The sequence below is a fragment of the Aliiruegeria haliotis genome, from assembly GCF_003003255.1.
Lineage (GTDB): Bacteria > Pseudomonadota > Alphaproteobacteria > Rhodobacterales > Rhodobacteraceae > Tropicimonas > Tropicimonas haliotis.
Window position 1 is genome coordinate 63,604 of record NZ_PVTD01000006.1, and the last position, 17,766, is coordinate 81,369.

General features: G+C 62.4%; 19 protein-coding genes. 1 reads left to right on the forward strand and 18 read right to left on the reverse strand.

Annotated features, from left to right (window positions below):
* Positions 1 to 145 precede the first annotated feature (145 nt).
* The 14 genes from groL to CLV78_RS14865 all read right to left on the reverse strand — a co-directional run bounded on the left by groL (position 146) and on the right by CLV78_RS14865 (position 14,055).
* Positions 146 to 1,783, reverse strand: a complete 1,638-nt coding sequence (gene groL, locus CLV78_RS14795; RefSeq protein ID WP_106205606.1) for a chaperonin GroEL — start codon at positions 1,781 to 1,783, stop codon at positions 146 to 148.
* Between the two features lie 33 nt (positions 1,784 to 1,816).
* Positions 1,817 to 2,128 (reverse strand): co-chaperone GroES, encoded by a 312-nt coding sequence (locus tag CLV78_RS14800; RefSeq protein ID WP_106205607.1) that lies wholly within the window; start codon positions 2,126 to 2,128, stop codon positions 1,817 to 1,819.
* Between the two features lie 234 nt (positions 2,129 to 2,362).
* The gene (locus CLV78_RS14805; RefSeq protein WP_106205608.1) at positions 2,363 to 3,730 is read right to left on the reverse strand and encodes a DegQ family serine endoprotease; all 1,368 of its coding nucleotides are present in this window, start codon (positions 3,728 to 3,730) and stop codon (positions 2,363 to 2,365) included.
* A 74-nt stretch (positions 3,731 to 3,804) separates the two neighbouring features.
* Complete coding sequence (locus CLV78_RS14810) at positions 3,805 to 4,302, reverse strand: Hsp20/alpha crystallin family protein (protein ID WP_106205609.1); 498 nt, start codon at positions 4,300 to 4,302, stop codon at positions 3,805 to 3,807.
* 25 nt (positions 4,303 to 4,327) lie between these two features.
* The gene (locus tag CLV78_RS14815) at positions 4,328 to 4,726 is read right to left on the reverse strand and encodes an Hsp20/alpha crystallin family protein (protein WP_106205610.1); all 399 of its coding nucleotides are present in this window, start codon (positions 4,724 to 4,726) and stop codon (positions 4,328 to 4,330) included.
* Between the two features lie 14 nt (positions 4,727 to 4,740).
* Positions 4,741 to 5,175, reverse strand: coding sequence for an Hsp20/alpha crystallin family protein (locus CLV78_RS14820; protein WP_106205788.1), 435 nt, complete (start codon positions 5,173 to 5,175; stop codon positions 4,741 to 4,743).
* Positions 5,176 to 5,807: 632 nt separating this feature from the next.
* Complete coding sequence (locus CLV78_RS14830) at positions 5,808 to 6,953, reverse strand: iron-containing alcohol dehydrogenase (protein WP_106205612.1); 1,146 nt, start codon at positions 6,951 to 6,953, stop codon at positions 5,808 to 5,810.
* Between the two features lie 5 nt (positions 6,954 to 6,958).
* On the reverse strand, positions 6,959 to 8,335 hold the full coding sequence (locus CLV78_RS14835; protein WP_106205613.1) for an aldehyde dehydrogenase family protein: 1,377 nt from the start codon (positions 8,333 to 8,335) through the stop codon (positions 6,959 to 6,961).
* A complete protein-coding gene (locus CLV78_RS14840; protein WP_106205614.1) occupies positions 8,332 to 8,712 on the reverse strand; it encodes a VOC family protein in 381 nt (126 codons plus the stop codon). Before CLV78_RS14840 ends, CLV78_RS14835 begins: the two co-directional genes overlap by 4 nt.
* Positions 8,713 to 8,773: 61 nt before the next feature.
* On the reverse strand, positions 8,774 to 10,138 hold the full coding sequence (locus CLV78_RS14845; RefSeq protein WP_106205615.1) for a glutamine synthetase family protein: 1,365 nt from the start codon (positions 10,136 to 10,138) through the stop codon (positions 8,774 to 8,776).
* A gap of 152 nt (positions 10,139 to 10,290) precedes the next feature.
* A complete protein-coding gene (locus CLV78_RS14850) occupies positions 10,291 to 11,325 on the reverse strand; it encodes a TRAP transporter substrate-binding protein (RefSeq protein ID WP_106205616.1) in 1,035 nt (344 codons plus the stop codon).
* Between the two features lie 54 nt (positions 11,326 to 11,379).
* The gene (locus tag CLV78_RS14855; protein ID WP_106205617.1) at positions 11,380 to 12,705 is read right to left on the reverse strand and encodes a TRAP transporter large permease; all 1,326 of its coding nucleotides are present in this window, start codon (positions 12,703 to 12,705) and stop codon (positions 11,380 to 11,382) included.
* Positions 12,705 to 13,229, reverse strand: a complete 525-nt coding sequence (locus CLV78_RS14860; RefSeq protein ID WP_106205618.1) for a TRAP transporter small permease subunit — start codon at positions 13,227 to 13,229, stop codon at positions 12,705 to 12,707. Before CLV78_RS14860 ends, CLV78_RS14855 begins: the two co-directional genes overlap by 1 nt.
* A 10-nt stretch (positions 13,230 to 13,239) precedes the next feature.
* Complete coding sequence (locus tag CLV78_RS14865; RefSeq protein ID WP_106205619.1) at positions 13,240 to 14,055, reverse strand: N-formylglutamate amidohydrolase; 816 nt, start codon at positions 14,053 to 14,055, stop codon at positions 13,240 to 13,242.
* Positions 14,056 to 14,159: 104 nt separating this feature from the next.
* Here CLV78_RS14865 and CLV78_RS14870 point away from each other — a divergent pair, with 104 nt between their 5' ends.
* Positions 14,160 to 15,038, forward strand: coding sequence for a MurR/RpiR family transcriptional regulator (locus tag CLV78_RS14870; protein ID WP_106205620.1), 879 nt, complete (start codon positions 14,160 to 14,162; stop codon positions 15,036 to 15,038).
* 171 nt (positions 15,039 to 15,209) lie between these two features.
* On the opposite strand, the gene CLV78_RS14875 is transcribed toward CLV78_RS14870, so the two are convergent.
* The 4 genes from CLV78_RS14875 to CLV78_RS14890 form a co-directional block, all read right to left on the reverse strand.
* Positions 15,210 to 15,845 (reverse strand): ChrR family anti-sigma-E factor, encoded by a 636-nt coding sequence (locus CLV78_RS14875; RefSeq protein WP_106205621.1) that lies wholly within the window; start codon positions 15,843 to 15,845, stop codon positions 15,210 to 15,212.
* Position 15,846: 1 nt separating this feature from the next.
* Positions 15,847 to 16,362 carry a sigma-70 family RNA polymerase sigma factor gene (locus CLV78_RS14880; RefSeq protein WP_106205622.1) on the reverse strand — a complete coding sequence of 172 codons (516 nt, stop codon included), beginning with the start codon at positions 16,360 to 16,362 and terminating at the stop codon, positions 15,847 to 15,849.
* Positions 16,363 to 16,638: 276 nt separating this feature from the next.
* Complete coding sequence (locus CLV78_RS14885; RefSeq protein WP_106205623.1) at positions 16,639 to 17,163, reverse strand: DUF3833 domain-containing protein; 525 nt, start codon at positions 17,161 to 17,163, stop codon at positions 16,639 to 16,641.
* Positions 17,164 to 17,187: 24 nt separating this feature from the next.
* Positions 17,188 to 17,766, reverse strand: coding sequence for a DUF3833 domain-containing protein (locus tag CLV78_RS14890; RefSeq protein WP_106205789.1), 579 nt, complete (start codon positions 17,764 to 17,766; stop codon positions 17,188 to 17,190).

Genomic DNA, 17,766 nt, shown 5'->3' on the forward strand with positions numbered 1-17,766 from the left:
GAACGGTTGGCGGGGGATCGGGTTCCGGGCGAAGGCCAGAAGCAGGCGTTGCCGAAGCGGAATGGAATTCGGCTGCGTACCGCTGGATCGCCCGGAACGCGAATGCGGAAAGGGAGCGGTGCCCCCTTTCCACCGGGCGTGTGCCCTACATCATGCCGCCCATGTCCGGCATCCGGGCACCCGCGCCGGCTGCGGACTTGGGCTCCGGCTTCTCGGCGACCATGGCTTCGGTGGTGATCAGAAGCCCGGCAATGGAGGCGGCATCCTCCAGCGCCGTCCGGACAACCTTGGCGGGGTCGATGACGCCGAACTTGAACAGGTCGCCATATTCTTCGGTCTGCGCGTTGAAGCCGAAACTCGCGTCGTCGCTTTCCCGGATCTTGCCGGCCACAACCGAACCGTCGACACCGGCGTTCTCCGCGATCTGGCGCAGCGGGGCTTCGAGAGCCTTGCGGACGATGGCGATACCGGCGTTCTGGTCCGGGTTGGCGCCGGTGAGCTCGTTCAGCGCCTTGGATGCCTGAACAAGCGCCACGCCGCCGCCGACGACGATACCTTCCTGAACCGCGGCCCGGGTGGCGTTCAGCGCGTCGTCCACACGATCCTTGCGCTCCTTCACCTCGACCTCGGTCATGCCACCGACGCGGATGACGGCAACGCCGCCAGCCAGCTTCGCCAGACGTTCCTGCAACTTCTCGCGGTCGTAGTCCGAAGCGGTCTCTTCGATCTGCTGCTTGATCTGCTTGCAGCGGGCCTCGATCTCCGCCTTCGCTCCATGGCCTTCGACAATGGTTGTCTCGTCCTTGGTGATGGCGATCCGCTTTGCCGTGCCCAGCATGTCCAGCGTGACATTCTCCAGCTTCATGCCGAGATCCTCGGAGATCACCTGGCCGCCGGTCAGGATCGCGATGTCCTGCAGCATGGCCTTGCGGCGATCGCCGAAGCCCGGAGCCTTGACGGCAGCGATCTTCAGACCGCCGCGCAGCTTGTTGACGACGAGCGTGGCCAAGGCCTCGCCTTCGACGTCCTCGGCAACGATCAGCAACGGCTTGCCGGACTGGATGACGGTTTCGAGCAGCGGCACCATGGATTGCAGCGAAGAGAGTTTCTTCTCGTGCAGAAGGACATACGCTTCCTCCAACTCGGTGGTCATCTTGTCCGGGTTGGTGACGAAATATGGGCTCAGGTAACCGCGATCGAACTGCATGCCTTCGACGACCTCGGTCTCGGTCTCCAGGCCCTTGTTCTCCTCGACGGTGATGACACCCTCGTTGCCGACCTTCTGCATCGCATCGGCGATCTGCTGGCCGATCTCGGCCTCGCCATTGGCCGAAACGGTGCCGACCTGGGCAATCTCGTCGCTGCCCTTCACATCCCGCGCCGCTTTCTTGATGTCCTCGATCACCGTTGACACGGCCAGATCGATCCCGCGCTTGATGTCCATCGGGTTCATTCCGGCGGACACGGATTTCAACCCTTCCCGCACGATCGCCTGGGCAAGCACGGTGGCAGTAGTGGTGCCGTCGCCCGCCTCTTCGTTGGTGCGGGATGCAACCTCGCGCACCATTTGGGCGCCCATGTTCTCGAACTTGTCCTCCAGCTCGATCTCCTTGGCGACCGAGACACCGTCCTTGGTGATGCGCGGGGCACCGAAGGATTTTTCGATGACGACGTTACGGCCTTTCGGGCCGAGGGTCACCTTCACCGCATCGGCGAGGATGTTGACGCCGTGCAGCATCTTGTGGCGGGCGTCGGATTCAAACTTCACGTCCTTTGCAGCCATTTGGCTCGTTCCTCCTGTAATGTCGTTTCCGGATCAGGCGGCCTTGGCGACCTTTGCCTCGCCGAGAATGCCGAGGATGTCGCTTTCCTTCATGATCAGCAGTTCCTCGCCATCAATCTTGATCTCGGTGCCGGGCCATTTGCCGAACAGGATCCGGTCACCTTCCCTGATGTCCATCGGGATCCGCTTGCCATCGTCGTCACGGGCACCGGCGCCCACGGCAACAACCAGTCCCTCGGCGGGTTTTTCCTTGGCAGTATCGGGAATGATCAATCCGCCCGCGGTTTTCTCGTCGCTTTCAATACGGCGCACGAGAACCCTGTCGTGAAGAGGGGTGAATGCCATATCGAACGTTCCTCCATTTGCGTTTCATGCACTTGGCACTCTCGCTGACAGAGTGCCAACGGCGAACTAATTTGGAAAAGCCGCAGCGGATTTCAAGACCCTTGGGTAACAAGTTCGTGATTGCTAAACGTGAGATTATATTCAACGAAAGCAGGTGGATACCGGACGGCAGCGCCGAATGCTCCGCCGACGGGTCCATCGACGGAGCATGGGTGCTGTGCCCTGTTGCGCGTGTCAGGATCGCAGGAGGATCAAGAGGCGTTCGCCCTCCCGCCACACCGAAAGAGCAAGGGCGCTGGGGGTCGCTCCGAGCACCCGGTCGACGTCACCTGTGTTGTCCACGGGAGTGTTGTTGATCGACAGAATGACGTCGCCCGGACGAAGCCCGGCCCGCGCTGCACGGGTTCCCGGCTGGATATCGGTCACGACGACACCGGTGTCGATTCCCTCCCGGCGCTGAGCGGCCCCAAGCGGTGCCAACTGAACTCCGGCGAGCAAGTCCGGCGTTCCGGCCCGTGCGGTGCGGGCAGGGCTGCCATCGCCGAGCTTCGTTGTCAGGGCCAGCCGTTGTCCCTGTCGCAGGGCTTCTATCTCAACCTCCGTGTCCGGCCGGAGCATGCCGATGGCTTGCCGCAACTCGGAAGAGCCGGTCACAGGATCGCCATTTACGGCAGTGATGACATCTCCGGGTTCGAGACCGGCGCGATCCGCCGCCGACTTGTCCTCGACGGAGGCAACGATTGCACCGGAGCGCGCATCGACACCGAGCGCCTCGGCCAGATCGGGTGTCAGGTCCTGTATCGTCACGCCAAGCCGTCCGCGCCGGACCTCGCCGAACCGGATCAGTTGGTCCATGACCGCGCGGGCCATGTCGACCGGCACGGCAAAGCCGATTCCGACATTGCCACCACCGGGAGAGATGATGGCCGTGTTGATCCCGACCAGCCTGCCGTCGAACGTGATGAGGGCGCCGCCGGAATTTCCCGGGTTGATCGAAGCATCTGTCTGGATGAAGTCCTCGTATCCTTCGGGGTTGATGCCGGACCGGCCCAATGCGCTGATGATGCCGGAGGTCACCGTCTGGCCGAGCCCGAAGGGGTTTCCGATTGCGACCACGTAGTCGCCGACCATCAGCGTGTCGGGGTCGCCAAAGGGCACCGCCGTCAGATCGTCCGCATCGATTTTCAGCAAGGCGATGTCGGTTGCGGGATCGGAGCCGACGACTTCTGCCTCGAAGGACCGCTGGTCGGTGAGCGTCACGCGGATTTCGGTGGCATTCTCGATCACGTGGTTGTTGGTCAGGACATAGCCGCGGTCGGCCTCCACGATCACGCCCGAGCCGGCACTCACTTGCCGTTGATTGGGCCGCGGATCCTGCGGAAACTGGAACGGGGCGAAGAACGGATCCCGGAACAGCGGTGTCAGTTGGGTCGGGGTTTCGGAGACGACCGAAATGTTGACGACCGCCTCCGACACTTTGGCAATGAGCGGTGCAATGGTGGGAAGACCCCGTTCCGGGTCGAAATCGGGCGCCTGGGCCCGGGATGGGACCGGCGCAATGGCAATCAACACGAGGATTGCCACAAAGAGACGTTTCAGCATCTCCCTGTCTCCGTCGATGTGTTGCGGTTGCTGTGGGTGATGGGCCGGGAAGGCGGGCACCTTCCCGGCCGGTGTCAGGCCGACTTCACCTCGATACGTTTCAGCCGGGCCTGCGCTTCTTCGGTCTTGGGAACCGTGACTGTCAGCACGCCATTCCGGAACGAGGCATTCGCCTTGTCACTGTCGACCCCCGGCGGTAGCGGGACCGTGCGGTAGATCGAGCCATAGCTGCGCTCGGAGAGGTAATATCCCTTCTTCTTCTCCTTGCGCTCGACCTTTTTCTCGCCCTTCAGGGTCAGAAGGTCGTCACTGACGGTCAGGTCGATGTCCTTCATGTCCATGCCGGGAAGCTCGACCGACAATTCAACGGCATCGTCGGTTTCGACCACGTCGCACCGGGCGCCTGTCCCGGCCAGGTCGAGCGGGCCGTTGGGGCGGTCGAACTGCCCCCAGAAGTCTTCGAACACGCGGTTCATTTCCCGTTGCAGGGAGGCAACCGGGTTGTCGGTGCCGGCGGTGGCCTCCGTCTCCCTGTCCTTGTTGGCCCAGGGGATCAGATCCTTGATTTGCATCGTCACTCTCCTTTCCAAACAGGTTTCACGCTGCCTTGACGGCGATTTTCCTCGGCTGGGTTTCCTCCGCGCGGGGCAGGGTGATCGTCAGGACCCCATTGCGCATCTCGGCCTCGATCCGCTCGGGGTCGAAGTCCTCCGACAAGGTGAAGGCGCGCTCGAAGTCGCCTTCTCCGTATTCCGCATGCGCAAGCTCGGCGCCATCATGCCGGGTCGTGGGCACGTTGGCGCGGATCGACAGAATCCGCCGTTCCAGCGATATGTCGATCGCCTCCGGGGAGGCCCCGGGCATTTCGAGCATCAGGGACACGCCCTGTTCTGTCTCGATGATGTCGGTGAGCGGGCGATAGGTTCGCGTCATGCCCGTCCGTTCGGCGCCGGCGTCGCGCTTGCTGTTTCCGGTGCTGGTAACCTGGTTGCTCATTGGTTTTCCTCCTGTCACGCGGCCTTGATTTCGATCCGCCGCGGCTTGTCTTCCTCCGGACGGTGCAGGGCGACCTGCAGGATACCGTCGCTGAACCGTGCTTCGACCTTGTCGGGGTCAACCGGGTAAGGGAGCTGCAAGGCGCGGCTGAACTTGCCGTAGCTGCGTTCGCGCAAGTGCCAATGTGCACCTTCCGGTGCTTGTGGCGTCTTTCGTTCGCCTGAAAGCGTGAAAAGCGTGTCCTTGACGGTGATTTCGATATCGTCGGGTTCAACGCCGGGAAGTTCTGTCGTCAGGACAGTCATGTCCCCGTCGCGCCAGACATTCACAGCGGGAAATGTCCGGGTGCCCGTGGCGGCTTGCGGGATTGCGCGGCTCATACCGCGCGCCAAGCGACCCCATTCCGCAAACGGATCATGCCGGAAATACGATGATGCGGGTGTCAGCATGTTGCCCTCCATTCATTGACCAGATGACGGTGCGTGTTCCCAAAACACGCTCCGTGGAAGGCCCACGCGGAGGTTGCAATTCGATGTCCGACACGAGGCGACGACCCGCCGGGATCGTCGACAATAACTGGTCAGGGCTCCCGGTTTCGGCAAGCCCGCGACAGTCCACCTACAGGTCGGAGCCGTCGTATGCAGTAGAACCCCAAATGGGCATTCCACTAGAAAGGTTGGGAGGGCTTAGTTCGATTTCAAGACCCGGGCCGGACTAACGAACCAGGCTTTTTTTCGAGGCCGCGACGGGCAACTGCCCCACAACCGGTCTCTGGTCTGCATGGCGGTGGCGACGTTATCTGGCGCAGGTCTTGCCGACATCGGATCGCGGATGTGCCCGGAGGAACGGGGCAGGCTCGGGCGATGCCATGGCAGGCTATCCGCGCGATGTCGTCGCCGTTCCGGCCCCCGAAGGTCATTCCGTGTGGTCGCGCCTGAATCGGCCCGCAACGGATCGGGAAGGGCAACGCCCCTGGCTCGTGACACCTGTCCCGGAAATTCCTGCGGCCGACGCCGCCCCGGGAAGCCCGGGACGGTGCCGATGATGGTGTCCGGGCAACCGGCCTGTCGAAAGGTGGAGCCTACAAAAGCTCTTCGAAAAGGGCCCGAGTGTTGTCATAGGTCATCTCCACCGGGTTACCGCCGGTGCTCGGGTCGTTCAGCGCCGATTTCGTCAACGCGTCCAGATCCGGATCGGTGACCCCGAGGTCGGTCAGTGTTTTTGGAATCCCCATGGAGGCATTCAGATTGTCCACGAATGCGCAGAACCCGTCGAAGCCGCCGTCGATGCCCAGATAGGCCGCAGCCTGCCCCAGAATGCCCTCGCACGGCGCCTTGTTGAATTGCAGGACAGCGGGCATGCAAACCGCGTTGGTGGTCCCGTGGTGGGTGTGATGCACCGCACCGATCGGATGGCTGAGCGCGTGAATGGCACCCAGTCCCTTCTGGAAGGCGGTGGCCCCCATCGCGGCGGCCGACATCATGTGTGCCCGCGCTTCGAGGTCAGTCCCGTCGGCATAGGCGCGCGGCAGGTAGTCCTTGACCAGGCGCATCCCTTCCAGCGCAATCCCCTGGCTCATCGGGTGGTAATGCGGAGAGCAGAAGGCCTCCACGCAATGCGCAAAGGCATCCAGCCCGGTGCCCGCAGTGATGAACTTCGGCATCCCGACGGTCAGTTCCGGGTCGCAGATGACGACCTCGGGGAGCATCTTCGGATGGAAGATGATCTTCTTTTCCTGGGTTTCCGAATTGGTGATGATCCCCGCCCGGCCAACTTCGGATCCGGTACCGGCCGTGGTCGGAACCGCCACGATGGGATGGATGCCGGCGGGGTCTGCGCGGGTCCACCAATCGCCGATATCCTCGAAATCCCACAGCGGGCGCGTCTGACCGGCCATGAAGGCCAGCGTCTTGGCCAGGTCGAGGCCCGAGCCGCCGCCAAAGGCCACGACCCCGTCGTAGCCGCCCGCGCGATAGACCTTCAGGCCCTCTTCGACATTCTTGTCGGAGGGATTCGGGTCAACATCCGCGAACATTGCCCTGCCAAGGCCCGCGGCCTCCAGAAGGTCGAGCGTCCGCGTGGTGATCTCCATCGTCGCAAGGCCCCGGTCCGTGACCAGCAGCGGTTTCGAGATCCCGGCGGTGGCACAGGCGTCGGCAATCTCGGCGATGCGACCGGCGCCGAACCGCACCGGCGTGGGGTAGTTCCAGTTTCCAACGAGGTTCATGATCGTCAGGCTTTCTTCAGATGGTAGGATTTCGGGCGGGTCAGCGCGTGGAAGCCGAGCACCGAGAGGCCTGCGCCACGGCCGGTGTCCTTGCATCCGGTCCAGCAGAGCGCGGGGTCGAGGTAGTCGCAGCGGTTCATGAACACGGTGCCGGTCTGCAAGCGCTTGCCGATGGCGTCGGCCGCATCGGGGTCACGCGTCCAGATCGAGCAGGTCAGGCCGAAGGCGCTGTCGTTCATCAGGGCGATGGCGTCCTCGTCGCCCGTCACCTTCATGATGCCGACGACCGGGCCGAAGCTCTCGTCGTGCATGACCCGCATGTCGTGGGTGACGTCAGTCAGGATCTGCGGCGAAAGGTAGGTGCCGCCGTCGTCCTCGGCAAAGGTCTCGATATGGCCGACCGCGCCACCGTCCAGTGCTTCGGCGATCTGGGCGCGGACCTCTTTCGCAAAACGAATGTTCGCCATGGGGCCGATCGTTGTCTCCGTCTCAAGTGGATTGCCGAGCTTGTAGCCCTTCACGATGTCCACGCATCTGACAAGGAAGTCGTCATAGACGCTTTCGTGAACATAAATCCGCTCGATCCCGCAGCAGCACTGGCCGGAGTTGAACATTGCTCCGTCAATCAGGGTATCGGCTGCGGCCTGAAGGTCGGCATCGGCGCGGACATAGCCCGGGTCCTTGCCGCCAAGCTCGGTGGAGACCGCCGTGAAGGTTCCGGCTGCGGCCCGTTCCATGGCCTGTCCGCCGCCGACGGAGCCGGTGAAGTTCACGAAATCGAAGGCGCGGCCCGCGATAAGCGCCGAGGTCGTGTCGTGGCTGAGAAAGACGTTCTGAAACACGTCCGCGGGAATACCGGCGGCGTGGAAGGCTTCGGCCATGCGCTCGCCCACGAGGATCGTTTGCGCGGCATGTTTGAGAACGACCGTGTTGCCGGCGATCAGCGCAGGGGCAATCGTGTTGATCGCGGTCATGTAGGGATAGTTCCAGGGGGCGACGACGAAGACGACACCATGCGGCTCGCGTTCGATCTTGCGCAGGAAGGCATCGCTGTCTTCGATCACGATCGGCGCGAGCGCGTCAGCCGCGATGTCGGCCATGTAGCTCGCACGTTCCTCGAAACCGCCGAACTCGCCGCCATAGCGGACTGGGCGGCCCATCTGGTGGGCAAGTTCAACGGCCATGCGATCCGTTGTCTTGCCGACCTCGGCCACCGCAGCACGAACCAGCGCAACCCGTTCTTCCAACGGGCGGGCTGCCCAGCCAGGCTGCGCGGCGCGCGCGCGGGCCGCGGCGTCAAAGGCCGCCTGCTCTTCGAGGAGCGGACGTTCCGCATAGACCGATCCGTCGATCGGCGAGATGCACTTCACTGTTTGTGTCATGATATCGTCTTTGCGTAGCTGCTGACCTCGACGAGGTTGCCGTCGGGGTCATTGAAGTAAACCGATGTTATGGGCCCGAGCGCGCCGGTCTTTTCAAACGGGCCTTCGAGGATTGCAACGCCTTCTGCCTCCAGCCGATCACGAACCTCCGCCGGGGAATGTCGGGTCAGCAGACAGATGTCGCCCGAGCCGATGCAGGCATGGTTGCGGTTTTCCTGCCCGATGACCTGCAGGTTGATCTTCTGGTCTCCGGCCATCAGGGCCTTGCGCGTCTTGGCGAATGTCTCGACCTGCATATTCAGAACACGGGCGTAGATTGCCGTTGCCCGGTCCAGATCCCGCACTGCCAGCACAACATGATCAATTCCTTCGATCATACCGCGACCCCTCAGTTTCCATTTGCCCGCCGGCACCAGACGAGATGGCACCGCTGGGCGGTCAGGCCCGTTCGAACCCGCGCGCCACTTCCCAGTCGGTCACGATGCGGTCGAATTCTTCCTGCTCCACCTCAGCGCACCGGGTGTAGTGGTCGATCACGTCGTCGCCCATCGCGGCCCGCAGCATGGCGGAGTTGCGGAACGTCTCGGTGGCGTCGCGGAGGGTTGCGGGGATCTCGCGGGCGGCCTCGTCCTCGTAGACATCGCCGCTGGTGGCCGGCGCCAGTTCGAGCTGCTCCTCGATCCCCTTGATGCCCGCCGCAAGGAAGGCGGCCTGCGCGAGATAGGGGTTGATGTCGGAGCCGCCGATCCGGCATTCCATACGCACGCCCTTGGTGCCCTCGCCGCAGAGCCGGAAACCGGCGGTGCGGTTGTCCACGGACCAGACGGCCTTTGTCGGCGCGAACGTGCCCTTCAGGAACCGCTTGTAGCTGTTGACATAGGGCGCGAGGAAGACCGTGTAGTCAGGCGCATAGGCGATCATTCCGGCGCAGAAATGGCGCATCAGCTCCGACATGCCATGCGGTGCATCACCGTCGAAAAAGGCCGGCGTGCTGCCTTGCCAGAGCGACATGTGCACGTGGCTGGCGCTGCCCACCTTGTCGTGGTGCCACTTGGGCAGGAAGCTTGCGGCGTGGCCATGGGCCCATGCGATCTCCTTGGTGGCGTGTTTGGCAATGGTGTGGTTGTCCGCACAGGAAAGCGCGTCCGCATAGCGGATGTTCAGCTCTTCCTGGCCGGTCTCTGCCTCGCCCTTGGTATTCTCCACCGGGATTCCGGCAGCAAAGAGATGGTTGCGCAGCGGGCGCATCACCGCCTCTTCCTTGGTGGTCTGGAGGATGTGGTAATCCTCGTTGTAGCCCGAGATCGGGGTCAGGTCGCGGAAGCCCCCCTTGCGGATCTCGTCGAAGCTTTTCTCGAACAGGAAGAACTCCAGTTCCGTAGCCATCATTGGCGTGAAGCCCAACGCTTCCAGCCGCGCGATCTGCGCCCTGAGCACCTGTCGCGGCGAATGGGGGACCGGTTCGTGGCTGTGGTGGTCGAGGATATCGCAGAGCACCATGGCCGTACCTTCGAGCCATGGCACGGGGCGCAGGGTGTCGAGATCCGGCTTCATCACGTAGTCACCGTAGCCCGAAGCCCAGGACGTCGAGCGGTATCCGTCCGGCGTTGCCATCTCCAGGTCGGTCGCAAGGAGGTAATTGCAGCAATGCGTCTCTTCCCAGCCGTGGTCGATGAAGTTTTGGACGTGGAAGCGCTTGCCCATGAGGCGGCCCTGCATGTCAACGAGACAGACGAGAACCGTGTCGATGGAGCCGTCGCTCGCGGCGGCTTTCAGAGCGTCGAAGGTGAGGGGGGCGGGCATGTCGATCCTCTTGTCAGGCGGCGACCGGCCCTGAGGGGCCGGTCAATTCCTTTGTGTCGGGCCGGCCCTCGCGGGCCGCTCCCTCCGGGTGTCGTCTGTCGATACCTCGGTCCGATCACGCACCGGGTGCAGTTAGAAACCGAAGCATCCGATCAGCCGTAGCGGTACGGGCGACCGGCCTTTTGCATGTCGGCGTTGTACTTCTTGAAGATCTCCACGACCTTCGCCTTGGTCTCCGACTCCGCGGCGATCTCGTCCCAGAACTTGACCGCGGCCTCTTCGACGGTGGCCCATTCCTCGTCGGGGATGGAGGTAAGCTCCATCTTGGTGCCGTTGACGCGCAGGTTTGCTTCGCCGCCCCAGTACCACCACTGGCGGTAGTAATGCGACTGGTCGCAGCAGACGCGGAACAGGGTTTGCAGATCCTCGGGCAACTCGTTCCAGCGCTCCATGTTGGCAAAGAAGGACCCTGCCCAGGCGCCGGAGATGTTGTTGGTGAGGAAGTAGTTGGTCACATCGGCCCAGCCGACGGTGTAGTCCTCGGTGATACCGGACCATGCGATGCCGTCGAGCTCGCCGGTCTGAACCGCGACCTCGATGTCTTCCCACGGCAGGGTGACCGGCACGACACCGAACTGCGCGAGGAAGCGGCCGGCGGTCGGGAAGGTGAAGACGCGCTTGCCCTTGAGGTCCGCAAGGCTGCGGATCGGGTCCTTCGTCGCGAAGTGGCAGGGATCCCAGGCACCGGCGGAGACGTGCTTGACGCCGACCTTGGAATACTCGGCATCCCAGATCTCGTTGAGGCCGTACTGGTTGAAGAGCACCGGCACGTCGAGCGAATAGCGCGAGCCGAAGGGGAAGTAGCCGCCGAAGACAGTGACTTCCGTCGGCGAGGCCATGGAATCGTCATCCGACTGCACGGCGTCGATCGTGCCGCGCTGAAGCGCTTGAAACAGCTCGCCCGTGGGCACAAGCTGGTCGGCATAGAACAACTCGATCTGCATCTTGTCGCCAGCGATCTTGTTGAACATCTCGACAGCGGGATCGATCACGTGTTCCGCCAGTGCCGGTCCGGCATAGGTCTGCATCCGCCATTTGATGGTGGATTGTGCGATCGCCGGTGTGGCCAGCGCCGCAGCGGGGGCAAGGGCGGCGGAGCCCTTCAGAAATGTGCGTCGTGTCGTCATGTCAAACCTCCTGTGGTTTCCTTTGTGTGATGCCCTGTTCGCAGGGTCTGGTGGTTATTTGTTGTACACGGTTTCCGGCAGCCAGAGCGCGATGTCAGGGAAGACCATCACAAGGCTCAGCGCGAGAACCATGACGAAAACGAACGGGATGATCGAAACATAGATATCCTTGAGGCCGATCTCAGGTGGAGCCATCGCCCGCATGAGGAAGAGATTGTAGCCGAAGGGCGGGGTCATGTAGGCGATCTGGGTGGTGATCGTGTAGAGCACGCCATACCAGATCAGGTCGAAGCCGAGCGCCTTGACCAGCGGCACGTAGAGCGGCGCGACGATGACCAGCATGGCGGTGTCATCGAGGAAGGTGCCCATCAGGATGAAGCTCAGCTGCATCAGGATCAGGATCATCCAGGGGGAGAGCCCGAGTTTCTCGGTGAAGACATCCTCGATGGCCTTCACCGCGCCCAGACCGTCGAAGACCGCGCCGAAGGCCAGCGCTGCGAGGATGATCCACATGAACATGCAGGAGATGCCGAGCGTCGAGCGGACCGAATGGTAGAACACATCCCGTGTCATCCGGCCCTTGAGGACGGCGGCGAGGAAGGCGGCTATGGCGCCGATGGCCGAGCTTTCCACCAGCGACGTCCAGCCGTTGACGAAGGGGACCATCATCGCGGCAAAGATGAAGAGCGGAAGCAGGCCCGCACGCAGCAGCGCCAGTTTTTCGGACATCGGGATGTCGCGATCTTCCTTCGGGAGGACCGGGCCCAGAGACGGTTGAAACCGGCATCGCACCGCGATGTAGATCACGAACATGGCGGCCATCATCAGTCCGGGGATGACCCCGGCGAGCCAGAGTTGCCCGACCGGTTGCCGTGCAATCATCGCGTAAAGCACCAGAACCACCGAGGGGGGGACGAGGATGCCCAGTGATGATCCGGCCTGGATCACGCCCGTGACCATCTGCTTGTCGTAGCCCCGCTTGAGCAACTCCGGCAGCGCGATCGTGGCGCCGATGGCCATGCCGGCAACGCTGAGGCCGTTCATCGCGGAGATCAGCACCATCAGGCCGATCGTGCCGATGGCCAGCCCGCCGCGCAGCCCGCCCATCCAGACGTGGAACATCTTGTAGAGGTCGTCCGCGATCCGGCTATTGGACAGGATGTAGCCCATGAAGATGAACATCGGCAGGGTCAGAAGCGGATACCATTTCATCAGCTTCATCGCTGCGGAGAAGCCCAGGTCGTAGCCGCCGCGGTCTCCCCAGAGGAAGTAGGCCGAGACGACGGCAACAAAGCCGATGGCGCCGAAGACCCGCTGCCCTGTCAGAAGCATCAGCATCATCGAGGAGAACATGAGGATGGCGATCGTGTCGTAGGACATCAGTTGAGTTCCTCGCGGGGGTAGCGTTCGCCCTTGAGGCGCAGGATGTCCTTGAACATTTCCGAAATCGCCTGAAGCAGCATCAGGAAAATTCCTGTGACCATGATCACCTTGATCGGCCAGAGGTAGGGGCGCCAGGCCGTCGGGCTGCGCTCGCCTCCGTACTTGAACGAGTAGAGCGTGCTGTCGATCCCGCCCCAGAGCAGGAAGCCAAGGTAGGTGATTAGGAAGAGGACCGTGATCGCGTCGATCTGGCTCTTCCGGCGGTCGGACCATTCGCCATAGAGCAGGTCCATCCTCACGTTGGAACCCATCTGGATCGAATAGGGTCCGCCGAGCATGTAGTAGGCCACCATCGCGAACTGGGCCATTTCCAACGTCCAGAGCGACGGCAGGAAGAATGTCTTGGAGATCGAGGACCAGAGCAGGATGCCCATCATCACGAAGATGCCATACATGACAATTCTGCCGATGACGCGGTTCATGCTGTCCACGATACGTATGTAGCGCCTTGCGAATTCCATTCCCGGTCCGTTACTCCGCCCTGTTCTGATCGCCTCGGGTTGGCTGTCCGCCAACGCCGGAAAGCCCGTCCATTGCCGCGTTCAACATCGCGACCAATTCGGTTGCCACCTGTTTCGCGCCCTCGGGCGAGTCGATGAGGTCGCTCCGGATCTCGATCATCACGTTGGGAAGGCCGGCCGGAACCGCGTGTGCGCGCAACGTATGGGTCACGCCATCGGCCGCCGCGTAGGGTGCATTCAGCTCGGTTCGCATCGACGTGTGCTCCCGCGCGATCCGCATCATCGCCTCGGCGACACGGCTGTCTGCATCGTGCAGCAGGCCCAGTTCGACGTCGCGCGGCTTGCCCATGTAGACGGGCGTGAAGCTGTGGATGGTGATGAGCGTCACCGGGCCGCTTCGCGCATCGAGCGTCCGCGCCAGAGCGTCGCGAAACGGAAGGTAGATCTCGCGGACACGGGCATCGCGGTCCGCATCGGTCAGGCCATGGTTCCCGGGGACTTCGAAACGCTCGCTTTTCTCGGTGATGGCGTCACCTGCCTCGGGAGGGCGGTTGCAATCGTACACAAGCCGGGAAACGCGCGACGCGACCAGCGGTGCGTCCAGCGACATCGCGACCTGCCGGGCCACGTCCAATGCGCCGATATCCCAGGCCGCATGAGATTGCGCCGCCTCGTCGTCCAGGCCGAGCCCGTTGAGCGCGGCGGGGATGAACCGCGAGGCGTGTTCGCAGACCACGACGTATTGCCCCCGCCCGTCGGGGTTTTCAACTTGGACAGCCGGCCCTTCGGCCGCGGTCAGCACTGAGGGTGCGTCGGTATCGCTCATGGGGGTATTTGGCTCAACGGAGGGCGGGTCTGTCAACAGAAATTCTGTAGACATCACTACAGTTAGGAAATATTCTGTACAAACCGTTAGAAAAGTTGGCAAGTATGCCCCCGATCGCCGGAAAAAAGACCGTCAAACAGATCATCCAGGATAACCTGGGGGATTTGACACGCTCCGAACAGCAATTGGCGAATGTCCTGCTGCAGGACTACCCGATGGCCGGCCTGAAATCGGTGACAAAGTTCGCCTCTGCAGCCGGGGTCTCGACACCGACGGTGATCCGGATGGCGCGCAAGCTGGGTTTCGACGGGTTTCCGCACCTGCAGGACGCCCTGCGGGACGAAGTTGCGGCGCAGATCAAGAAGCCGATTTCAAAGCATGAGGATTGGCAGACCCAGACTGCGGACAGCCATCCGCTGAACCGCTTTGCCGCTACCGTGGCGGAGAACATTCACTACACGTTGGAGCGTCTGGACAGGGACCAGTTCGACGCCGTTGCCGGGCTGCTGGCGGATCCGGAGCGCCGGATCTACGTGGCCGGTGGGCGGATCACCCGGTCGAACGCGGATTACCTGTTCAATCACCTGCAGATCATTCGCCCGAACGTCACCCAGCTTGGCAGTTTCGTGAATGTCTGGCCGCAGTACCTGCTGGACATGGACGAGCGTTCGATCCTTATCCTGTTCGATATCCGACGCTACGAGAGCAGCATCCTCCGCCTTGCCACATTGGCCCGGGAGCGGGGGTGCAGGATCGTCCTTTTCACCGATCAATGGGGTTCGCCGGTCACCAAGGTGGCGCATTACGTGTTCCACGCCCTTGTGGAGGTCCCGTCGAGTTGGGATTCCACGATTGCGATCATGCTGGTGCTGGAGGCGCTGATTGCGGAAGTCCAGCGCTCGGGATGGGACGAGAGCCGCAAGCGGATCGAGGAGTTGGATTCAATGTTCTCGGCAACGCGCCTGTTTCGAACGTTCGAGTAGGTCCACACCCGGCTCTGTCGCGGACCATCTGGTCGCACATGGCATGCCGGGCCCAGCCCATGCGTGGTAGCCCATCGGCGAAGTCCACTCCAAGCCACGGGTCTGCCTTCAATGTGACAACGCTCGCAAACCATGGCGCGACCCTGAGCAGGTCACGCCATGTGCACCTCGTCAAATGCGGAAGAGTGGTTGCAGCATCCGTGGCAGGAATGAACGGAACCGCAGCGGTGCATCGGTCGCCGCAAGGCAAATGCAGGGTAGACCGTCCCCGGCGATGGGCGTGTGTTCGACATCGTCATCGGCGACCTCGACATCCCCAGGCCCGAAGCTCCCAGCCTCGTCGCTGAAGCTGCCCTGCAGCACGAGTGTCAGTTCCAACCCGTTGTGGCCATGGTCCGGCACTGCCATGCCGGGCGGGATGTGCAGCAACCGCACCGACCCTGTTGGCTCGTGCGACAGGATGCTCTGCCGAACGCCGCCACCGAGCGCCTTCCATTTAGGTTGCGCTCCTTTGAGAGCTTCCATGATGGGGCCAGGGTAAATGCCGGACCGGCTGTAGACAGGCGCAGCCTTCTCCGGCGCATCCAGAAGCGCCATGACATCGGATTTCAGCCCGTCGGAGATACCCATGTCCGGGATGCTTTCCAGAAGCTGCCCGCCGATTGCCTGATGGGCTTCCAGCGACGCGCGGCATTCCAGGCACATGGAAACATGCGCCGCCACGACGAGCGAAAACTCGAAAGGAAGATTGCCAGAGGCATAGGCCGCAAGCACGTGTTCGGGGATATGATGCTGGATCTGTGACATCTCAGCGAAGCTCCCGCAGTTCATGCCGCAGCCGCTCCAGACCGAGACGGATCCGGGATTTCACGGTTCCCAGCGGCAGACCGGTCTGCTTCTGGATTTCCTGGTGGGACAGCTCCCCGAGATACGCCTTTTCGATCAGCGTCCGCTGGTCGTCGTTGAGGCGCGAGATAGCCAGTTTCAATTCCTGTGTTTCCTGTTCCAGGGCCAGTATCTGGCCCGCGTCCGGCTCCGCGTCCGGCTCTTCCTTGAGCGCCTCCGGGATCGGGCGCTTCTCCTTCCGCAGGATGTCGATGTGACGGTTTCGGGCGATCTGGTAGATCCAGGCCGAAACCTGTGCGCGGTGCGGGTCGAAATACGACGCTTTGCGCCAGACCGTCAGCATCACATCCTGCACGATTTCTTCGGCGTGCTCGGCCGAGGTGCCGGATCGCATGACGAAGCCCTTGAGGCGCGGTGCGAAGTGGTCGAACAACGCACCAAAGGACTCTCGGCAACGATCGTCCCGCACGGCAATCATCCATGCAGTCTCGGCGGATATATCCACGGCCGGTTGGGTCACCCGTTCAACGCTCCCATTACTCCCTTCGGAGTTAAGAGCGGTTGCGTTTGCGAAATCAAGCGTCTGCGTGAACATGACTGCATTACGGTGCATCATGCCGACCGGATCAAAGATACCGCGAAAAAAAATCCGAACGGGTGACAGGGCCGTGTGCGGCAATAGCGGGCGTTGGTTCGACCCCGGAAAGGGGACGCCCGCCTGGAGAGGTATCGAAGCAAACATCGCGGTCGGCAATCAGGGTTTTTCGAACATGATGATCGCCTCGCCAAGCTCGACCCCGAAGCGCGAGACATAGGCGCGGTTCAACACGCGGCCATCCGCCATCAACCACATCCAGTCGTCGAAATCGACGCGCATGGTGCCTTTGCGGACAGGAAGATCGATCCGGTATACCCAGTTGAAGCTGTCGCCACGTTCTACACCGGAAGCCTGTCCGATCACGCCAGGCGCCGACCCGACCCAGCTGTCCTCGCCGGTCTTGGTCAGGGTCCAGATACGCTGCTCTGTCGCGCCATCATCATAAGTGAAATCTTCGACCAGCCGCAGGTTGCGGCCATCCCAGGTCCCGTCGATCTCCACCGTGAACCTGCGTTGCACGGTGCCGAAGCGGTCCTGAAACTGGCCATGGGCAATCGTCCGGCCCTCGAAGAACTCCTCCATGTTGAGGATCCGGTCCGAAAGCACCTCATCATCCGGCCCGGGCTTGCCGGAGCATGCCGCAACACCCAGAACCAGTAGTAGCGCGAGAAGAATACGCATCTCTGTTTGCTCCTTCCATTCAGCCTATTGTGCAGCGATCGATTGCTGGGCTTCTGCCGGCTCGGGGCGCATCGTTGCGATCAGTTCCGCGACCTTGATGCCGAACTTGCGCATCTCGGAGCGGTTCATGATCGTGCCGTCTTCCATCAGGTAGAGCCAGTCGGTCACGTTCAGAACATGGCCGCCGGCGGCCTCCGGCAGCCGGATGCGGTACCGCATCATCACCGTTGCGCCAGAGATTACTCCGTAACCTTCGCCTTCGATGTCGTCGGCGGTGGCAGTGAACGTGTTGTCCGGCCCCATGGTAAGGAACCACTTCCGCTGCATGCTGTTGCCGTTGGAATAGGTAAAATCCTCGGACAGCGTGCCACTGTCGCCGCGCCACTCGCCATGCATGCGGGCGACGAAGCTGTTGGTCATCCGGCCGGACGGGCCGTAGATCAGGCCTTCCGAGATGATCGGGCCGGACAAGACCTGCCGGATGTCGAACTCCGGCGAGGTGGCTGCATAGTCCGCAGGCCGCTGGGCGCGGAAGCTGAGCAGCAGCGACCGTGCCGTCAGGACGGTGATTGCGAGAAGAAGAATGATCAGCAGGGCGGTCAT